This is a genomic window from Flavobacterium caseinilyticum (assembly GCF_004349085.1).
GTDB classification, from domain to species: domain Bacteria; phylum Bacteroidota; class Bacteroidia; order Flavobacteriales; family Flavobacteriaceae; genus Flavobacterium; species Flavobacterium caseinilyticum.
This window is the reverse complement of record NZ_SMFM01000006.1, coordinates 106,392-125,795: the sequence shown is the minus strand read 5'-3', so window position 1 is coordinate 125,795 and position 19,404 is coordinate 106,392. Positions and strand designations below refer to the sequence as shown.

At 35.9% G+C, this 19,404-nt stretch carries 18 protein-coding genes; 9 read left to right on the top strand and 9 right to left on the bottom strand.

Features of this window, described 5'->3' with window-relative positions; translation table 11 throughout:
* Positions 1-1,470, bottom strand: coding sequence for a phytoene desaturase family protein (locus tag E0F89_RS12690; protein WP_131910150.1), 1,470 nt, complete (start codon positions 1,468-1,470; stop codon positions 1-3).
* A 35-nt stretch (positions 1,471-1,505) separates the two neighbouring features.
* Positions 1,506-2,405 carry a MerR family transcriptional regulator gene (locus tag E0F89_RS12685; protein ID WP_165930029.1) on the bottom strand — a complete coding sequence of 300 codons (900 nt, stop codon included), beginning with the start codon at positions 2,403-2,405 and terminating at the stop codon, positions 1,506-1,508.
* Positions 2,406-2,841: 436 nt separating this feature from the next.
* Between E0F89_RS12685 and E0F89_RS12680 the strand changes: the two genes are divergently transcribed.
* The 6 genes from E0F89_RS12680 to E0F89_RS12655 all read left to right on the top strand — a co-directional run bounded on the left by E0F89_RS12680 (position 2,842) and on the right by E0F89_RS12655 (position 7,272).
* Positions 2,842-3,477, top strand: a complete 636-nt coding sequence (locus tag E0F89_RS12680) for a phosphoribosyltransferase (RefSeq protein WP_131910149.1) — start codon at positions 2,842-2,844, stop codon at positions 3,475-3,477.
* A 32-nt stretch (positions 3,478-3,509) separates the two neighbouring features.
* Positions 3,510-4,154 carry a dienelactone hydrolase family protein gene (locus E0F89_RS12675; protein WP_131910148.1) on the top strand — a complete coding sequence of 215 codons (645 nt, stop codon included), beginning with the start codon at positions 3,510-3,512 and terminating at the stop codon, positions 4,152-4,154.
* Between the two features lie 55 nt (positions 4,155-4,209).
* Positions 4,210-4,647 (top strand): VOC family protein, encoded by a 438-nt coding sequence (locus E0F89_RS12670; protein WP_131910147.1) that lies wholly within the window; start codon positions 4,210-4,212, stop codon positions 4,645-4,647.
* 88 nt (positions 4,648-4,735) lie between these two features.
* A complete protein-coding gene (locus E0F89_RS12665; protein ID WP_131910146.1) occupies positions 4,736-5,350 on the top strand; it encodes a sterol desaturase family protein in 615 nt (204 codons plus the stop codon).
* A gap of 13 nt (positions 5,351-5,363) precedes the next feature.
* A complete protein-coding gene (locus E0F89_RS12660) occupies positions 5,364-6,320 on the top strand; it encodes a DUF6695 family protein (RefSeq protein WP_131910145.1) in 957 nt (318 codons plus the stop codon).
* A gap of 64 nt (positions 6,321-6,384) precedes the next feature.
* Positions 6,385-7,272: a dienelactone hydrolase family protein gene (locus tag E0F89_RS12655; protein WP_131910144.1), complete on the top strand. Its 888-nt coding sequence runs from the start codon at positions 6,385-6,387 to the stop codon at positions 7,270-7,272.
* Between the two features lie 114 nt (positions 7,273-7,386).
* Here the strand turns inward: E0F89_RS12655 and carB are convergent, their stop codons facing one another.
* Together carB and rpmH are read right to left on the bottom strand one after the other, a co-directional pair.
* Positions 7,387-10,239 carry a carbamoyl-phosphate synthase large subunit gene (carB, locus tag E0F89_RS12650; RefSeq protein ID WP_131910143.1) on the bottom strand — a complete coding sequence of 951 codons (2,853 nt, stop codon included), beginning with the start codon at positions 10,237-10,239 and terminating at the stop codon, positions 7,387-7,389.
* A gap of 157 nt (positions 10,240-10,396) precedes the next feature.
* Entirely contained in the window at positions 10,397-10,558 is a 162-nt protein-coding gene (gene rpmH / locus E0F89_RS12645) for a 50S ribosomal protein L34 (protein ID WP_007136275.1), read from the bottom strand.
* A gap of 163 nt (positions 10,559-10,721) precedes the next feature.
* On the opposite strand from rpmH, the gene E0F89_RS12640 reads away from it, so the two are divergent.
* Complete coding sequence (locus tag E0F89_RS12640) at positions 10,722-11,237, top strand: DUF2892 domain-containing protein (protein WP_131910142.1); 516 nt, start codon at positions 10,722-10,724, stop codon at positions 11,235-11,237.
* Positions 11,238-11,511: 274 nt separating this feature from the next.
* On the opposite strand, the gene E0F89_RS12635 is transcribed toward E0F89_RS12640, so the two are convergent.
* Entirely contained in the window at positions 11,512-12,405 is an 894-nt protein-coding gene (locus tag E0F89_RS12635) for a lytic transglycosylase domain-containing protein (RefSeq protein WP_131910141.1), read from the bottom strand.
* A gap of 28 nt (positions 12,406-12,433) precedes the next feature.
* Positions 12,434-13,117 (bottom strand): alpha/beta hydrolase, encoded by a 684-nt coding sequence (locus E0F89_RS12630; protein ID WP_131910140.1) that lies wholly within the window; start codon positions 13,115-13,117, stop codon positions 12,434-12,436.
* A gap of 113 nt (positions 13,118-13,230) precedes the next feature.
* Here E0F89_RS12630 and E0F89_RS12625 point away from each other — a divergent pair, with 113 nt between their 5' ends.
* Together E0F89_RS12625 and E0F89_RS12620 are read left to right on the top strand one after the other, a co-directional pair.
* Entirely contained in the window at positions 13,231-13,953 is a 723-nt protein-coding gene (locus E0F89_RS12625) for a pirin family protein (protein ID WP_131910139.1), read from the top strand.
* A gap of 23 nt (positions 13,954-13,976) precedes the next feature.
* On the top strand, positions 13,977-14,261 hold the full coding sequence (locus tag E0F89_RS12620; RefSeq protein ID WP_131910223.1) for a GNAT family N-acetyltransferase: 285 nt from the start codon (positions 13,977-13,979) through the stop codon (positions 14,259-14,261).
* 66 nt (positions 14,262-14,327) lie between these two features.
* On the opposite strand, the gene E0F89_RS12615 is transcribed toward E0F89_RS12620, so the two are convergent.
* The 3 genes from E0F89_RS12615 to E0F89_RS12605 all read right to left on the bottom strand — a co-directional run bounded on the left by E0F89_RS12615 (position 14,328) and on the right by E0F89_RS12605 (position 18,869).
* Positions 14,328-15,353 carry a hypothetical protein gene (locus tag E0F89_RS12615; RefSeq protein WP_131910138.1) on the bottom strand — a complete coding sequence of 342 codons (1,026 nt, stop codon included), beginning with the start codon at positions 15,351-15,353 and terminating at the stop codon, positions 14,328-14,330.
* A 266-nt stretch (positions 15,354-15,619) separates the two neighbouring features.
* Entirely contained in the window at positions 15,620-17,254 is a 1,635-nt protein-coding gene (locus E0F89_RS12610) for an ABC-F family ATP-binding cassette domain-containing protein (protein WP_131910137.1), read from the bottom strand.
* A gap of 151 nt (positions 17,255-17,405) precedes the next feature.
* Entirely contained in the window at positions 17,406-18,869 is a 1,464-nt protein-coding gene (locus tag E0F89_RS12605) for an alanine/glycine:cation symporter family protein (RefSeq protein ID WP_131910136.1), read from the bottom strand.
* Positions 18,870-19,404 lie beyond the last annotated feature (535 nt).

Genomic DNA, 19,404 nt, shown 5'->3' with positions numbered 1-19,404 from the left:
CTATTGTTCTGAAAATTGCTTATTAATTAATTCCGACACTAATTTTCCAGAAATTAATGCTGGCGGAACTCCTGGTCCCGGAACAGTCAATTGACCGGTGAAATATAAATTCTTAACTTTTTTACTTTTTAACTTTGGTCTCAAAAATGCTGTTTGCAACAACGTATTTGCCATACCGTACGCATTGCCTTTGTATGAATTGTACTCCGACACAAAATCATTTTTACAGAATGATTGCTTAAATATAATATTATTTTTTACACTTTGCTTTGTTAATGTTTCAAAACGATCCATTATTTTATCAAAATATTCTTCTCGCAGCGCTTCAGTATCATTTATTCCTGGCGCTAAAGGCACAAGGAAAAAGCCAGATTCCATTCCTTCCGGAGCGGCTGTTTTGTCAGTTAACGATGGAAAATTAGCGTAAAACAATGGTTCTTTCGGCCATTGCGGTTCATCGTAAATATCTTTTGCATGCTGATAAAAATCGACATCAAAAAATAATGCATGATGCGAAATATTTTCTATTTTTTTATTGAAACCTACATAAAACAATAATGATGATGGTGCAAAAACTCTGCTGTCCCAGTATTTTTCTGAATACGCTCTATGTTCCTGATCCAACAAAGTTTCAGTGTGATGGTAATCAGCACCACTCAAAATTAAATCTGAAGCAATAATTTCGCCGTTGACCTGGAGGGCTACCGCAGTTTTATTTTCGACGATTATTTTCTCGATGTTTGAATTAGTTTGAAATTTCACTCCCAGCTCTCGCGCTAAACTTTCCATTCCACGAACCACATCAAACATTCCTGTTTTAGGATGCCAGGTTCCAAGACCAAAATCAGCATAGTTCATAAAACTATAAAACGAAGGCGTGTCTGATGGCTTTGCGCCAAGAAACAATACTGGAAATTCCAATATTTGGATTAGCCTTTCATTTTTAAATTTTTTGCGAACATCTTTACTGATATTGCTAAAAAATTGTCCAACTTTCATGGCTGTTTCCACAGTTATCAATTCGAGTGGAGAAACTCCCGGACGGTAAACCAAATCTTTGATGGCAATATCGTAATTACTTTTGGCCTCAGCCATAAAATCATTCAGAATTTTACCGCTTCCCTTTTCGATAGCTTCAAAAGCGAATATAATATCAGGTAAATTGTCTGCAATTGTTATGAAATCATCGATTCCGTAATACACCCGATAGGCTGGTGATAATTTAATGAGCTCGTAATAATCGGTTGTTTTCTTATCAAAATCAGCAAAAAAACGATCAAAGACGTCTGGCATCCAATACCAGCTTGGTCCCATATCAAAGACGAAGCCGTCTTTTTTTAATTGTCGAGCTCTTCCGCCTATTGTTGCATTTTTTTCATAAACTTCGACCTGATGGCCACTTTTCGCCAAATAACATGCGGCGGCCAAAGAGGAGAAACCTGAACCTATAACTGTAATTTTCTTTTTCATTTGTTTAGCAAATATACAAAATGTTTAAACGAAACCTATAATTTATCTACTAATTCTGCAATAGAATTAAAAATAGAAACTTTATCCGACAGAACGTCTGTATTAATAAATTCTGTTAATCTGCCTAAATACCATAATTCGGTATTTTCATCAAGCAGCTCCAGAGCCATTTTCTCAACATATTCGTTGATGACTGACCGTTCCGGTTGAACTGTAAGATAGGTAACATAAGTAATGGAATCAAAATGATTTTTTAAATCCTTCAAATTTTCAATGGGCATGCTTTCGCCCAAATAGATTCCCTTGTAACCATTCAGTAAAATTTCATAATGCAAATACATTAGACCCAACTCGTGGATTTCGTTCATTGGAAGAGAAAGCACAAAAACTTTATCGGTTTTCGTTTGCTTTAAAACCTGCAGTTTTTCTGTATTTGTAAGTAATTTTTGTTTGATTAAATAACTGATAAAATGTTCATGCGCCGGTGTTATGGTTTCCGCTTGCCATAATAATCCAATTTCATTCAGCAGCGGCAGGAAGACCTCGTGAAACACTTCTTTAAATGATTTTTCAGCAATTAACCAATTATAAGTATTGAAAAATAATTCTTGGTCAAAGTTCATCATCGCCATCTTAAACTCGCTAATAGCATGGCTTTTAGCAGTTTTATTGGAAATTATTTCTCTGACAAGTGCAGGTATTTTTTCTTGAGGATAGGTTGCAATTTTAGAAATTTTATACCCGTAGTCATGTAACAAAGTAATATTCAGCAGTTTTTGCAAACTTGCCAAATCGTATAACCTGATATTAGTTTCGGTACGCATAGGTTGAAGTATATCGTATCTTTTCTCCCAAATCCGTATGGTATGCGCTTTTATTCCTGAAATGTTTTCCAGATCTTTTATACTGAATACACTTTTGACATTGTTTATCATTTACTCTAATTTAATAAACAAATGTAAAATTTTAATTTAACATTATAAAAAATAATTTGAAAAACTACAGTATTATTTTAAATTGACGCTGCCAGATCCATTTAATTTACCATCAACATTGTCCAATAAATTATTGTAATCGTACTATTTTCAGCTGATCACACTTGCTAACATGCTTTACGCTTTAGAGTCGCTACACTAATTTTCTATAAAGGGCAGTTTCTAATCATCTTGGCCACAAAGCCAATTTCATCAGATCGATTAAAATTGTGGATAAACCGATAATCCAAGTAAGCATTTTTATTAATTAAACCGAAGAACTTTCAATGCCAAATCTTCAATTAAAAAAGAAAGAAAATAAAATTATTAAAACGCAAACTAACTGAAAATCAGTATCTTTATGTTGTATTTTTATATATTCTATAATCAAAACGGTATGTACAACAAGATGCTAAAAGATAGAATTGAAGCCGGTCTGTTACTTTCAGAAAAATTAAAAAAATATCAGGACAGCAACAGTGTCGTTCTTGCTGTTCCACGCGGTGGAGTGCCTGTTGGATTTGTAATAGCAAAAAGTTTACATCTCCCATTAGATATTGCAATCTCCAAAAAAATTGGACATCCTTATAATAAGGAATTTGCTATCGGTGCCTTATCAATGGATTCGATGATACTGGATGAGCATCCTAATATACCTACAGAATATATTAAAGCTGAAACTGTGCGGTTGCGAAAATTGATGCAGGATAAGTATGCATTGTATATGGGCCATAAGAAGCCAGTGGATATTAAGGGGAAAAATGTAATCTTGGTAGATGACGGCATTGCAACCGGAAATACCCTTTTGGCCAGTATAGAGATGTTAAGAAAAAGAAATCCTGTAAAAATAATCGTTGCCGTTCCTGTTTTACCTTTTGAAACGGTATCAGTATTTGAAAAAAAAGCAGATGAATTTATTTACCTGATTGCCTCTAAATATTTTAGCGGAGTCGGAGGATTCTATGAGGATTTTAATCAAGTGGAAGATGAAGAGGTAATCGAGTTATTAACGGTTCCAACCATAACCGAATGAAAAATTTAAATGACTTTTAAAAATAAAAAATAATGGAAAAATTAGATATGGATATTGCTTTATCGGCAGTTACGCTGAAAGGAGATTTAGTAATCCCGGAAAATGCTGCCGGAATAGTTGTTTTTTCGCACGGAAGCGGCAGTAGCAGATTTAGCTCGCGAAACAGAATGGTTGCGGAAATGATTCAGAAAAAAAACATTGGAACTCTTCTGCTTGACCTACTCACTGAAGCGGAAGATGAAATCTACGAGAACAGATTCAGTATTGATCTACTGAGCGAACGATTGATAGAAACCACGCAGTGGCTCACGGAATACGAAAGCAGTAAAGATCTTCCTATTGGTTATTTCGGAGCAAGTACGGGCGCCGCATCGGCATTGCGGGCCGCTGCACATTTTAAAGAAAAAATAAAAGCTGTAGTTTCCCGCGGCGGACGCCCAGATTTAGCAATGAACGAATTGCAGCAAGTAACCGCTCCTACCCTTCTGATCGTGGGTGGTCTCGATGTCCCGGTAATTGGAATGAATAAAATGGCTTTAGAACGTTTAGAATCTGTAAAAGAGATGAAAATAGTTTCGGGAGCCACGCATCTATTTGAAGAGCCCGGGAAATTGATCGAAGTCGCGGATTTGGCAATTGACTGGTACAAAAGGTATTTGATAACAAAAAATGAATAACTCCGATTCTAAATTTTGAAAAAATAAAGGAAACAATTATTTAAATACAATTGTTATGGTAACAGTAAATTCGTATATCACTTATAATGGGAACTGTGAAGAAGCATTTCTATTCTACAAATCAGTTTTTGGCGGTCAATTTTCTTATTTTGAAAGATTCAAGGCAATGCCAATGCAGGAAGGCAAAACCTGTCCTCCTGCTGATGCAGAAAAAATAATGCATGTTTCCCTTCCCATAAGTAAAGAAACAGCCATAATGGGAAGTGACAGCTTCGAATCATTTGGAACAAAAACTATTTTCGGAAATAATTTTTCGCTGCTGGTGAATCCTGATAACAAAGAGGAAGCCGATAAATTATTCCATGCGCTTTCTGCCGGTGGAAAAGTAGAAATGCCAATGGAAGACACATTTTGGGGTGCCTATTTTGGCACATTTACTGATAAATTTGGGGTGAACTGGATGGTGAACTTTGAAGAAAAACAAGTGAATTAAAAATTCTTTTGTAGAACAGTGGTCAGCAAAAATCAAAACATTCCCTATTCTTAATTTGCAGTGTTAGAAGCAAAAAAAACAAAGAAATATGATACCTAAAAACAAAACTATTCCGCTTTTTCATAATCCTTTATTAGAAAAATACTCTCGCACGAATGCACTGATTGTGATCGCCATATTAGCTTTTACAGCGTTAGTATTGTTTACAGTGAGTTCGATCAAAGTGCCCTTAAATATCATGAATGAACTAATTATATTCATTTTAGGATTTCTATTTTTCACCCTTGCAGAATATCTCATTCATCGATTCGTTTTTCATTCAGGAGAATACACCAACACAGAAAAATGGCAATTCAAGATTCACGGAATTCATCACGCAACACCGCAAGATAAAGAGCGTTTGGCGTTACCGCTGCCATTGGCTGTAGTACTATCGGGTTTCTTTTTTTTCATATATTGGATTGTAATGGGACAATATTCTTTCTTTTTTTTTCCCGGTTTTTTGTTTGGATATGCTTCCTATCTTTTGGTACATTATTTAATTCATACCAGACGTCCTCCGAGGAATGTATTCCGGTATTTATGGAAACATCACCATGTCCACCATCATAAGAATGACAACCAGGCCTTTGGTGTTACAACGCCGATTTGGGATATTGTTTTCAGGACAATGCCAAGTCCCAGAAGGAATAAACAACCTTAATAAATCTTTCAAAATGAGCAACTTCAACGGAATGGCAATTGCTATTGCCTGGCCTGAATTTAACGGGAAACAGCCTGGATCATGGTATGACACACCGATGCGATGGATAGGTCATAATAAAAACTTCCAATACAAAGTGGGCCATGCTTCATTGATTTTGGTCGATGCTGTTTCCGGACACTGCTCCTATTTTGATTGTGGAAGATATCATGCTCCTTTTCAGCATGGTCGGATTCGGGACGTTGCCACCGATTCAAATCTTGAAATTCGTACAAAGGCAAATTTCGCCGATAATAAAATAGCGAATATTAAAGAAATATTGAACGAAGTACAGAATAACAAAACCACTTATGGTGCAGGGCCCTTGTATGCTTCTTATTGTGCTGTAAATATTGATTCTTCCAGATCCAAAATAAAACAACTGCAAAGCAAAGACGCAATACCTTTTGGTCCATTTGTCCTTAATGGTATTAATTGTTGCCGGTTTGTGAGAAACGGAATTTTAGCGGGAACACCAGCACTAAAATACCGTTTTAAACTTCGCTATTTATGGCCTTTAAAACCAATGCCGATAACTAATGTTGACTTTCTTTCGGGTAAAATCACCATCCCCAAAAATAGTGTAACTAATAGTACAGAAAAACAGCAGTATCATTCTACTTCATATTCCAAAGAAAACGTAAAAAACACGCTGCCGGCACCAACAAGACCGGAAAATATCCCGCAAGACAGCCAATGGTTAAGTGGTGAAGTGGCAGGAAGTTGGTTTTGGTTGCAACCAATGAATCAAGGATATCTGATAAACCGATATTCATCAGAAGGTAGCCAAGAGTGTACCGGAAAATTCCGAGTAGTGAACATTGGTTGCTTCAATTCTAAAAGGCCATATTTCTTTTCGCATCTTTCCCACTGCAGTAAAGTAACTATTCTTCAGGATGATGAATTATTTGAATTTTTAAAAGAGGAATAATTTGAAGCAAATTAAAATTAGAACTGGCTTTTTTTCCTAAATTAGTTGCATCAAAAAAAATGCTATGAAACAACTAACCAAAGAAGATATCAGTCAGGAAGTATTTGACTTATACGATGATTACGCCCACAACAAAATTGACAGAAGACGATTCGTAGAAAAACTATCGTTATTTGCGGTAGGAACGCTCACGCTGCCGTCACTTTTGAGTTTTATGACTCCTAATTACGTGGATTCCATTTTGATAAAACCCGGTGATCCAAGGTTAAAATCAGAATTTATAACCTACGATTCTCCAAAAGGCGGCGGAACAATCAAAGGACTTTTATCACAACCAACAGTAGCCAAAAAGAAACTGCCGGGAATCATAGTGGTACATGAAAACCGCGGACTAAATCCATATATTGAAGATGTAGGACGAAGAGCCGCTGTGGAAGGATTCATCACATTGGCACCCGATGCCTTATCTCCCTTGGGCGGTTATCCCGGAAATGATGATGCGGGAAGGGAATTACAAAAAAAACGTACCCGTGAAGAAATGCTAGAAGACTTTATTGCAGCTTACAAATACCTAAAATCGCACAAAGATTGCAATGGTCATATTGGTGTGGTAGGATTTTGTTTTGGCGGTTGGATTGCCAATATGATGGCGGTCAAAATCCCAAAATTATGTGCCGCGGTCCCGTATTATGGAGGACAGCCCACTGCTGAAGAGGCCGACAAAATTAAAACGCCAATCATGGCGCATTATGCCAGTTTAGACACCCGAGTAAATGAAGGCTGGCCCGCTTTTGAAGCTATACTCAAAAAGAACAAAGTAGAACATATTGCTTACTTCTATGAAGGCGTGAATCATGGTTTTCATAACAATACTACGCCCAGATACGATGAAAAAGCCGCGACTTTATCTTGGACACGAACGATTGATTTTTTCAAGGAGAAATTAAAGTAGAGATAAGTTTAGTGTTTTGATATTTATAAAGTCCCTTTGAACATGCCCCAAAAAGTTAGACACTATTTGGGGCATGTTCAAAATGGGGCTTTTTCAATATAAAAATTCAAGTTTTTATTTACTCAAATACATTTTTCTTCTGGAGTACAATTCGTAGAACTGATCGTCTTTCAAATCATCAATAAACAAGATGCTTTCTCCTGTTGATTTCATTTCCGGTCCTAATGCTTTGTTCACATTATGGAATTTGCTGAAAGAGAAAACGGGTTGCTTGATCGCAAATCCTTTCAACTGTGGGTTGAAAGTGAAATCGGTAACTTTATTGTGTCCTAACATAACTTTAGTCGCATAGTTCACATATGGTTCTCCGTATGCTTTTGCAATAAATGGAACGGTACGAGACGCTCTAGGATTCGCTTCAATGATGTAAACAATATCATCTTTTATCGCAAACTGAATGTTGATTAAACCAACTGTTCTCAAAGCCAACGCAATATTTTTGGTATGATCTTTAATCTGTTGCATTACAAATTCGCCTAAGTTAAACGGTGGCAAAGTGGCGTTACTATCGCCTGAATGCACTCCGCAAGGTTCGATGTGCTCCATAATTCCTATGATGTACACATTTTCTCCGTCACAAATCGCATCAGCTTCTGCTTCTATCGCACCATCTAAATAATGGTCTAAAAGCAATTTATTTCCTGGAATCGTTTTCAATAAATTGATCACGTGTTCTTCCAGTTCTTGTTTGTTAATTACAATTTTCATTCCCTGACCACCCAGCACATATGAAGGACGAATCAATAACGGAAAATCTAAAACATCCGCTAAAGCCGATGCTTCGTCAGCCGTTTCTGCAATTCCAAATTGTGGAAAAGGAATTTTCAAATCGGTTAAAAGTTCTGAGAAACGTCCTCTATCTTCGGCTAAATCCAAAGCATCAAAGCTGGTTCCAATAATTTTTATTCCGTATTTAGCGAGCTTTTCAGCTATTTTCAAAGCCGTTTGTCCGCCTAATTGGACAATTACGCCTTCTGGTTTTTCGTGTTGGATAATGTCGTAAATATGTTCCCAGAAAACCGGTTCGAAATACAATTTATCGGCTGTGTCAAAATCAGTCGAAACCGTTTCCGGATTACAGTTGATCATGATGGTTTCGTAGCCACATTCTTTAGCAGCCAAAACACCGTGAACACATGAATAATCAAACTCTATTCCCTGTCCAATTCTATTTGGGCCTGACCCAAGAACAATTATTTTCTTTTTATCGGTTACAATACTTTCGTTGTGAACGTAGCGTTCTCCGTTTGCTTTTTCGATTTCTGCCTCAAAAGTCGAGTAATAAAAGGGAGTCATTGCCTTGAATTCAGCAGCGCACGTATCAACCAATTTGAACACGCGATTGATGTTCTTTTCGGAACGCAAATTGTGGATTTGGCTTTCCAAACAACCTAACATGTGGGCAATTTGTCTGTCAGCAAAACCTTTTTGCTTGGCTTCTAAGAGCAATTCTCTTGGCAAAGTTTCCAAATTAAATTTGGATATTTCCTTCTCCAAACTATACAATTCCTCGTATTGTTTCAAAAACCACATATCAATTTTAGTGATTTCATGAATACGACTCAATGGAATTCCCATTGCGATTGCATCATAAATCACAAATACACGATCCCAACTCGCAAAAGTCAGTTTCTCGATAATTTGTTCGTAGTTAGTATATCCTTTTCCGTCAGCACCCAGACCATTTCTTTTGATTTCCAATGATTGAGTTGCTTTATGCAGGGCTTCTTGGAACGAGCGTCCAATTCCCATCACTTCACCTACTGATTTCATTTGAAGTCCCAAAGTTCTGTCAGCGCCTTCGAATTTATCGAAGTTCCAACGTGGTATTTTCACAATCACGTAATCCAAAGTCGGTTCGAATAATGCCGAAGTCGATTTGGTAATTTGATTTTGCAATTCATCTAAGTTGTACCCCAAAGCCAGTTTAGAAGCAATTTTTGCAATAGGATACCCCGTTGCTTTTGATGCCAAAGCTGAAGAACGAGATACACGAGGATTGATTTCAATGGCTACAATGTCTTCTTTATCGTCAGGTGAAACGGCAAACTGAACATTACAACCTCCGGCAAAGTTTCCGATGCTTCTCATCATCAAGATAGCGTAATCACGCATTTTTTGGAAAGTCGTATCAGACAAAGTCATTGCTGGTGCAACCGTAATGGAATCTCCGGTGTGAATTCCCATTGGATCCATATTTTCGATCGAACAAATAATAACAACATTGTCATTTTTATCTCTCAAAAGTTCCAATTCATATTCTTTCCAACCCATTAAGGCCTTATCAATTAGGACTTCGTGAATGGGTGAAGCCTCTAGTCCACGAGTCAAAAGCTCGTTGAAATCTTCTTTTTTATAAACAATAGCAGCTCCGGTTCCCCCTAAAGTAAATGAAGGACGGATTACTAACGGAAAACCAAATTCTTGGGCAATTTCTTTACCTCTAAGGTAAGACGTACATATTTCAGCAGGAGCAGATGGAACACCTATTTTTTTAAGCAATTGTTTGAACTGCTCTCTGTCTTCGGTAATATTGATGGCGTTTACATCAACCCCAATTAATTTCACTCCAAAATCAGCCCAAATACCTTTTTCATCGGCTTCCAGACACAAGTTTAAAGCGGTTTGTCCTCCCATTGTAGGTAAAACAGCATCAATTTGGGGATGCGCTTTTAGGATTTCGATAATCGATTTGGTCGTCAAAGGTTTCAGATAAATATGATCGGCCATAGAAGGATCCGTCATAATTGTTGCCGGATTCGAATTTATCAGAATAACTTCAATTCCTTCTTCACGAATAGAACGGGCAGATTGTGATCCCGCATAATCAAATTCGCACGCTTGACCAATAACAATAGGACCTGAGCCTATTATTAAAACTGATTTTATAGATGTATCTTTTGGCATTTTATAGTAGTATTGTGTTGTGTAGTTGTTATTATCAAAAGATTAAAGTTACTGAACTCAAACCTTTTACCTGTAAATCTTTAACTTTTTTTAACGAATAGGTATAAAAAAAGGCGATACTAAAAAAAGTAACGCCTTATTTATGTTTATAGAAACATTATTTTTTGTGTCTTGGTTCGCAAGAAACAGTCAATTTATGTCTTCCTTTAGCTCTTCTACGCGCAAGAACTTTTCTTCCATTAGCAGAAGCCATTCTGTCCATAAATCCGTGCTTATTTCTTCTTTTTCTTTTCGATGGTTGAAACGTTCTTTTGCTCATTGCTTTGTATCTTTAAAATCTTATTTATATGTCTTCCTATTTCGAATAACTGTTATTCTAAAACCGAGTGCAAATATACAAAGACTTTTTTTTCTCGCAAGTAGTTTTGTAAAAATATTTTCAATTCATTTTACTATATTTGTGATCTTAAAATAACCACACTATGTTTCACAGAAATATTAAACTTATTATCGCCGGACTTATTATCGCTACTGGCATTTGGCAATTCACTGAAAGCAATATCGGTAACGGAATCTTCCTAATATTATTGAGTGCAATTCCTATATTCCTTTACTTCAAAAACGAATTTATCTTATTGGCTTTCTTGAAACTAAGAAAACAAGATTTTGAAGGTGCCAAAAAATGGTTGGCATACATCAAAAACCCGGAAACAGCTTTGGTTCAAAAACAACAAGGCTACTTCAATTACCTGCACGGAATCATGCTTTCGCAAACCAATATTAATCAAGCGGAGAAATATTTCAAAAAAGCAATTGAGTTAGGATTATCAATGGATATGGATTTGGCTGTAGCCAAATTAAATCTGGCGGGCGTTGCGATGACACGTCGTCGTAAACTTGAAGCTACCTCCTTGTTGAACGAAGCTAAAAAATTAGACAAACAGAATATGCTGAAAGATCAAATTGTCATGATGAAAGAACAAATGAAAAAGATATAATTTTTTATACTTATCGAAAAAGGGTCAAATGCACATAACATTTGACCCTTTTTTATTGCTAATTCAAACCAAATAAAAGTTGAGATATTCTTTTTTGTGCCTTTAGGTACCAAATATTAGTAGTAACAAGATTTAAAATTCGTTAGCTTGCAGTAGGTACGCAATATCACCGTTTTGTTGCTTGCCTAAGGCACGCCGGTTCTATTACGATTCCTATTTATCTACCAATATTCAGTACCTAAAGGCACTTTCAAAACCTTGATGACTTTATTAATTAATAACCTTTTAACGGAATTTCGATCTGGTATTTTTTACCGGTGTCATTTACTAATTTCGTTTCCCTAAGCCAAGGATTGTGAATCTTCAAAATTTTATAATTGATTCCTTGACTTTTTGCGAAATCAGCCAAGTCCGTAATCGAACTGTCAATTTCTATCTTTCGGGTCGGCAAAGTTTGATATAAATCTTCGGAAGCAATGTTAAATCCATATTTTACAGGGTTTTTCATAATTTCTTTCAAAGCTAAAATCCTAAAAATATAGCGAGATGTTTCTTCAGTAAGCAGTAAATCATAAAAAGTAGATACTTTTTGGATTCCAATTTGTTTATTCACACCTGTCATTCCTCCGTTATAAGAGGCTGCCGCCAAAGTCCAGCTTCCAAATTTCCCTTTGGCACTCAACAAATAGCTGCAAGCTGCTTGTGTTGATTTTGCAAGATCATAGCGTTGGTCCACATTTTCACTCACTTCCATTCCACGTTCTTTTGCGGTATCCGGCATGAATTGCCAAATTCCTCGTGCTCCTGCTGGCGAAACTGCATTGACTAAACCACTTTCTATCACTGCGAGATACTTAAAATCATCCGGAATACCATTTTTTTTGAGAATTGGCTCAATAACCGGAAAAGCACGATTGGCTCTTTTTATAGCCAAAATAGTTGATGCATGTGCATTAATATTTACCAATAATTCTCTATCTAATCGTTCTGTGACATCTGCAATTTTCAAAGGCGTTTCTTCACCGGCAAAATCAATTTTGCTTGGAAGATTAACAGCAATTTGTTCATTCATTTTATTTTCCTTCGTCGGATTTATTGTGGCAAAAATAAGTACGCCACTGGCAATAACTACGGTGAAGATTTGACTAATTTTATTCGTGAATTTCATCTGTTTATTTTTTAATAGTTTTTGATGGTTACAAAAGTTTGCTGGTTTCTTTTTTTGTTTCCAATATTATGGATGGCAAATTTTCATTCAACCATTTGTATTTGTTCAGAATCATTATGTGAGTACCACCTTTTACAACAATGCATTTTTTTATATTCTTTAAAGGAAAAACATCATCGGCATCTCCATGAATGTGGATTACGTTTTCGTCAATAATGGTTCTGTTCCATAAAACAACCTGTTCCACCGCCCAATTTAAATACCCAATATCCCGAACCGAAAGAAATTTTTCGTAGAGTTTTAGTCGTTGATTTACTTTTTCTCCAAACGAAAATTTAGCCAGACTTTCAATATTTGCAATCAGGCTCATCGGAATCAGTTTATAGGCTTTCGTCGTTTTGGCGATTTTTAATCTACGTGGAAATTCCAAATTGCTACGCACACTCGAAATGATAATAACTTTGCGTGTCTCAATAAATTTAGCCATTTCCTGAACTAAAATTCCTCCAAACGAAACACCAATCAATACCGGGTTTTTATGTTTAATTTTCTCGGTGATTCTCTTCGCATAATCTGTCAAAGATTCATTTGCCAGCGGAATCTCCCATTCTAATAAGACGATTTCAAACGTGTCTTTCGGGAGCGCCATTCGCTCAAAAATGGCAGCACTTGAAGCCAAACCTGGCATTAGATAAACTGGAATTTTACTCATAGTTGTTTTAACGATTTTATAACAAAAATCTGATTTTTTATAGTGAATTTTGTATAAAATTAAATTTTTTATTGGAAACCATCCAACTATCTACTTTATATTATCAATAATTTATGACTACACAACTATTTGAATCGAACACAAGAGGCAAAGCTGATTTTGGCTGGCTTAAAGCCAATTTCTCATTTTCTTTCGGGAATTATTTCAATCCGGAGCGCCAACAGTTTGGAATGTTGCGCGTTTTAAATGACGATACGATTGCCGGCGGATCGGGTTTTGGCACTCACGCCCACGCCAATATGGAAATCATCACCATACCGCTAGAAGGCGGATTGATGCACCGAGACAGCATGGGAAATGAAGGTGTAATTGGTTTTGGAGAAGTCCAGGTGATGAGTGCAGGATCAGGAGTGGAACATTCTGAAATGAATGCAAGCCAGAAAGACCCTGCAAAAACACTGCAGCTATGGGTTTTTCCTGACACTGAGAACGTAACGCCGAGATACGACCAGAAATCATTTGATATTGAGGATCAAATCAATACCTTTGTAAACATCGTTTCGCCAAATGATAAAAATGATGGCAATGCACTTTGGGTTTATCAGAAAACCTATTTTTATCTTGGAATTTTTGACAGCAAAATCACTACCAACTATAAAGTTAAAATCCCAAAAAACGGCGTTTACTTATTTTTGATTGAAGGCGAAATAGAAGTTGACAATCAAATTTTGAAGGCAAGAGATGCCATGGGAATAACGGATTTTAATGAATTTGAAATCAAAATTATTACCAAGTCAAAAATACTGTTGGTAGAAGTGCCAATGAATCACAGTTAATTATTATGGATACAGCACTGATTATGGATATCAAAGACAATACTTTTGCAAGACAATTTGAAACTACAGTCGACGAAGGATTAGTTTCTGTTGAATACTCGTTTCAGGAGAAGAAAATATTTTTAACAAAAATAAATGTACCGGAATCGTATGAAGACGAAGAATTCATTTCTAACTTCCTAAAAAATATTATGGAAATTGCGATAGAAAGAAAATTCAAAGTTGTTCCTATTCTTCCTAAAATAGTGGTTTTTTTTAAGAAAAACCCTGTTTACAAAGAGTTGCTTCCTCCAGGAATTAGATTATAAAAAAAAGAGACATTTCTATGAAGAATGTCTCTTTTTTTTATCAAAATAAAATTTCAATGAATTTACTCAATTTCTGTTGCGAGTTCGAGTTGGATTATTTGATCTGGGCGCAGATTGACGATTTACAGGCGGAGTTGGACGAACTGAGGGAGGGTTTTGCTGGCGCGTCCTTTGTGCCGGCTGGCGATTTGTTGGAGCTGCAGGCTGAACGGGGCGAACAGTACGAGGATTTACGGAACGACTTCCCCTTATTTGTTCCTGAGTTCTTGGAAGCACCGTTCCTTGAGGTCTTCCAAAAGTTCTTCCTTGATAGGTGTCTCTGTAAACATTGTTTATTCTGTTCCTAGTCACAATCGGAGAACTGTTTCTTCTGGAATAATAATTAGAGTAAGCATATGGATATCTGACGTATCCCACTCTGCGATAAAAATTATTTCTGTAATAGTGACGGTGATATCCCCAATAATCATAATAAAAAATGGGAATTCGTCTGCGCCAGTACGACGGATAATATCCCCACCGCCATGGAGATACATATGCCACAAAGGACGGAGAAAATAAATGAATTATTATCGGCCAATCATTAACGTAAACCATACCATTCCAATAATTCCCGGAATACGTTCTTTCGTAACCCAGAAAACCCGGATTTGGCGTTAAGCCATCTCCTGCGGAGGGTTCCAGAATATAATCTTTTCCATATAATTCTTCATCGCCTATAATTTGAACAACTGCCCTTCCATATATATTTTTATTGACCGCTATAACCGCAACATCTTGAAATTCGATATTATTTAGCGCTATGCGAAGCACTATTGAATAAGAATCGCCATTCTTAAAACTGACCACATCAATATAATCTATAAAATTGTCATTATTCAAATCCAGATTATTGAGATTATCTTTACTATTAAGTGCTCTTTCAAATTCTTCCAAAGTTTTAGAGTTTTGAAAGACATCCAATACAGCATAAAGATTTAGATTATCACCTGGCATATCTAGAGCTACAAATCTGTTTTCTATTTGTGAAAACATAGGAAGACTAAGAAAACCTGCTGTTGAAAACACAAAGTATAAAATTATTTTTTTCATGATATCAAAATTTTATAAATTGATACTAAACTACAATACAAGGTACAAAAAAATAGTTTTAAAATACTCATTAAGAGCACTTTAAAACTATTTTTATTTAATCATTCGACATGAAATAGCATAGCAAATTCCGTTAAAAATGACATAATCTTATTTAAATTCAAATAAAATAAAACCTCAACAAAAAAGGCACACGTTATCCGTATGCCTTCCTAATTCACTCCATTATAAAACCTGTTCCCTGATAGGGCGCATTTTTATTATTTTTACTTTTCTATTTCTCTTAAATTTTCCATTTTTTTGTGTGCCAAAAATCCTGTAATATCTTCAAAATGTTCTACTACTCTTTTGTTTCCAAATTCAAAAACTTTAGTGGCTAATCCGTCCAGGAAATCCCTGTCGTGAGAAACTAAAATCAATGTTCCATCAAAATCGCGCAATGCATCCTTGATAATATCTTTGGTTTTCATGTCTAAGTGATTCGAAGGCTCATCCAGAATTAATAAATTTACTGGTTCCAACAATAATTTTATCATCGCCAAACGGGTCTTCTCACCACCTGAAAGCACTTTTACTTTCTTGGTCACATCATCACCGTGAAACATAAAAGCTCCCAAAATATCTTTAATTTTAGTTCGAACATCACCTACGGCGATATCATCTATCGTTTCAAAAATAGTTGCGTTTTCATTTAACAATGAAGCTTGGTTTTGGGCAAAATAACCGATTTGCGCGTTATGACCAATTTCTGAACTTCCGCCATTGATTTCAATTTCTTTCATAATGGCTTTAATCATCGTCGATTTCCCCTCTCCATTTTTTCCTACGAAAGCTACTTTTTCCCCTCTTTCGATAACGATATTGGCATCTTTGAAAACCACGTGATCACCGTACGATTTTGACATATCTTTCACAATTACCGGATATTGACCGGATCGAACTGCCGCTGGAAATTTTAGTTTCAAAGCCGAATTGTCTACCTCATCAACCTGTACAATTACCAGTTTTTCCAGCATTTTGACGCGGGATTGAACGGCATCCGTTTTAGAAAATGTCCCTTTAAAACGATCGATAAAGGTCCTGTTATCAGCAATCATTCTTTGTTGTTCGTCGTATGCCTTTTGTTGGTGCATGCGACGGTCTTTTCTCAACTCCAAATAATGAGAGTACTTTGCTTTATAATCGTAAATTCTGCCCATCGTAACTTCAATTGTCCGATTAGTGATAGCATCTACAAAGGCTTTATCATGCGAAATTACTACAACCGCTTTCGCTGAATTGATCAAAAAATCCTCTAACCACTGTATACTTTCGATATCCATGTGGTTGGTTGGCTCATCCAGTAGAATTAAGTCTGGTTTTTGTAAAAGGATTTTTGCTAGTTCGATTCGCATTCTCCACCCTCCGGAAAATTCTGAAGTTTGACGGCTAAAATCTTCACGAACAAATCCCAACCCAATCAGAATTTTTTCTACTTCGGCTTCATAATTTACTTCTTCTATCGCATAGAATTTCTCGCTTAAATCAGAAACTCTTTCGATTAATTTCATGTACCCATCACTTTCATAATCAGTACGAACTGTCAATTGCTCATTGATTTCATCAATTTCTGCTTTCATACCGAAAATTTCACCAAACGCTTTTGACGTTTCTTCCATCACCGTTGCTCCGTCCGTAGTCAATAAATGCTGAGGCAAATAGGCCACAACAGCATCTTTTGGTGCCGAAATATTCCCTGTTGAAGGTTTGCTTTGACCCGCAATGATTTTAAGAAGCGTCGATTTTCCGGCTCCATTTTTACCCATGAGGGCAATTTTATCATTTTCATTTATAGCAAAAGAAACATCGCTAAAAAGGGTAGTGCCTCCAAATTGCACCGAAATATCGTTAACTGTAATCATTTAGATTATAAGATTTTTAGATAATTAGATTATCAGATTTTAAAAATGCAAAGATAGATTAATTAAGTAATTTGTTTACTATAAAATAAAAGCCTCCAAAAAGAGAATGATGTTTCTATTTCTGGAAGCTTTTTAAAAAAAAATATTTGAATTATACTTCTTTATTCTCATTAATCTCATCCCATATCGGCACATTCATAACACCAATATTCTTTGGATAAAAAACAGGATCTAGACCTTCGTTCTTTTGTTTTTCATAATCTTTTAATGCTGCAAAAGCTGGTTTCTGCAATAGCAGAATTGCAATAATATTACACCAAGCCATGATCCCCACACCAATATCCCCAATATTCCATATCAATTTTGCTTCATTGACACAGCCGTACATTACAACCAATATCATAACAATTTTTAATACTCGGTTAAAAATTGGAGAATTCAATTTTCTGGTCAAATATGAAATATTAGTTTCAGCTATATAATAATATGCCAAAATGGTAGTAAAAGCAAAGAAAAACAATGCAATTGCAACAAATAAAGAACCAAAGCCAGGCAAAACACTATCCATAGCACTCTGTGTATATCCTGTTCCAGCAGTGACGTTGTGCGCACCCTGATATAAAAATTTTGTTGCTCCATTTGCACCTAAGACCGGATTTTCTACATTATATTTACCTGTAATCAGCAACATAAAACCGGTTGCGCTACAAACCAATAATGTATCAATATAGACTGAAAATGATTGTACTAAACCTTGTTTTACAGGATGCGAAACATTTGCTGCAGCGGCAATATGAGGTGCCGTTCCCTGTCCTGCTTCATTAGAATAAAGCCCTCTTTTTACACCCCATTGAATTGCCAATCCAATAACGGCTCCAAATCCTGCTTCCTGACCGAAAGCACTGGTATACACTAAAGAAATCACACCAGGCAGCTCTCCAAGATTCATAACTATAATAACTAATACAATCAAAAGGTAGCCAATTGCCATGATGGGTACCACTACTTCAGTCACTTTTGCAATTCGTTTTACTCCGCCAAATATAATAGCTCCAAAGACAACAGCAACAATAACGGCGGTGATTCTAGAGTCCAAATTAAACGCATTATTTAAACCGTCAGCAACAGAATTTGACTGAATTCCGGGTAATAAAATACCTGCTGATATAACTGAAACAATGGCAAATAAGACAGCAAACCACTTTACGCCCAATCCCTTTTCGATGTAAAAAGCGGGACCTCCTCGAAACTGTCCCAAATGTTTTTCTTTATAAATTTGCGCAAGAGTTGCTTCTACAAATGCTGTACTTGCGCCTAAAAAAGCAACAACCCACATCCAAAATAAAGCACCAGGACCCCCAAAAGTTATAGCTGTAGCAACTCCCGCAATATTTCCAGTACCAACCCTGCCTGCCAAAGACATTGATAATGCTTGAAAAGAAGAAACTCCTGACTCTGAACTTTTCCCATCAAACAACAAACGGAACATTTCCTTGATATGCCGCAACTGAAGAAAACGTGTTCGAATTGAAAAATAAAGCCCTGTTCCTAAACACAAAATTATTAAAGGCATACTCCAAACTATTTCATTTATCATCCCGACAATCTCTTCCATATTTTTAATTTAAATTAATAATCCCCACATTTAATTTTCATAAAAATAAAGCATTCAGCCATGGAAAACTAACTCAAGCCCGTCTAAAAGCCAAAGAAACCGCTAAACTATTTAAAACCAGCAGTCGCCAATAAATCTAAATTATACACCTAAATACAGTTTTCATACTTTTTTCTGATACTCAGGAATAAGCCTCAATGTTCAAAATTGAAAAAAAACTACTGAATCAAAAACTCCATTTCAACAAGTATCGATTTCAAATCTTACAAAATTGCAGAAAATAGTATCGCTTGTAATATGTGTCTTTATATAAAATTGTGAAATTTAATGATTAGAGATGCTCCTATTACTAAGTGCTTTTCTAAAGTTAATTTTCAGTTCCATTTATTGAAGAAATCAATTGAATAATTTACAACAAAATAAATTTTAAAACCTTGAAATATAAAATTTAATCTGTCTACAATAATATTCTATTTTCATAGTTTTACATTTGATATTCAAAGGTTTGAAATAAACAAACTGATACTAAAACGAC

Bases quoted from the DNA above. Each gene is read 5' to 3' on its own strand.
- E0F89_RS12690 (WP_131910150.1), bottom strand. From the start codon at position 1,470: ATGAAAAAGAAAATTACAGTTATAGGTTCAGGTTTCTCCTCTTTGGCC.
- E0F89_RS12685 (WP_165930029.1), bottom strand. From the start codon at position 2,405: ATGATAAACAATGTCAAAAGTGTATTCAGTATAAAAGATCTGGAAAAC.
- E0F89_RS12680 (WP_131910149.1), top strand. From the start codon at position 2,842: ATGTACAACAAGATGCTAAAAGATAGAATTGAAGCCGGTCTGTTACTT.
- E0F89_RS12675 (WP_131910148.1), top strand. From the start codon at position 3,510: ATGGAAAAATTAGATATGGATATTGCTTTATCGGCAGTTACGCTGAAA.
- E0F89_RS12670 (WP_131910147.1), top strand. From the start codon at position 4,210: ATGGTAACAGTAAATTCGTATATCACTTATAATGGGAACTGTGAAGAA.
- E0F89_RS12665 (WP_131910146.1), top strand. From the start codon at position 4,736: ATGATACCTAAAAACAAAACTATTCCGCTTTTTCATAATCCTTTATTA.
- E0F89_RS12660 (WP_131910145.1), top strand. From the start codon at position 5,364: ATGAGCAACTTCAACGGAATGGCAATTGCTATTGCCTGGCCTGAATTT.
- E0F89_RS12655 (WP_131910144.1), top strand. From the start codon at position 6,385: ATGAAACAACTAACCAAAGAAGATATCAGTCAGGAAGTATTTGACTTA.
- carB (WP_131910143.1), bottom strand. From the start codon at position 10,239: ATGCCAAAAGATACATCTATAAAATCAGTTTTAATAATAGGCTCAGGT.
- rpmH (WP_007136275.1), bottom strand. From the start codon at position 10,558: ATGAGCAAAAGAACGTTTCAACCATCGAAAAGAAAAAGAAGAAATAAG.
- E0F89_RS12640 (WP_131910142.1), top strand. From the start codon at position 10,722: ATGTTTCACAGAAATATTAAACTTATTATCGCCGGACTTATTATCGCT.
- E0F89_RS12635 (WP_131910141.1), bottom strand. From the start codon at position 12,405: ATGAAATTCACGAATAAAATTAGTCAAATCTTCACCGTAGTTATTGCC.
- E0F89_RS12630 (WP_131910140.1), bottom strand. From the start codon at position 13,117: ATGAGTAAAATTCCAGTTTATCTAATGCCAGGTTTGGCTTCAAGTGCT.
- E0F89_RS12625 (WP_131910139.1), top strand. From the start codon at position 13,231: ATGACTACACAACTATTTGAATCGAACACAAGAGGCAAAGCTGATTTT.
- E0F89_RS12620 (WP_131910223.1), top strand. From the start codon at position 13,977: ATGGATATCAAAGACAATACTTTTGCAAGACAATTTGAAACTACAGTC.
- E0F89_RS12615 (WP_131910138.1), bottom strand. From the start codon at position 15,353: ATGAAAAAAATAATTTTATACTTTGTGTTTTCAACAGCAGGTTTTCTT.
- E0F89_RS12610 (WP_131910137.1), bottom strand. From the start codon at position 17,254: ATGATTACAGTTAACGATATTTCGGTGCAATTTGGAGGCACTACCCTT.
- E0F89_RS12605 (WP_131910136.1), bottom strand. From the start codon at position 18,869: ATGGAAGAGATTGTCGGGATGATAAATGAAATAGTTTGGAGTATGCCT.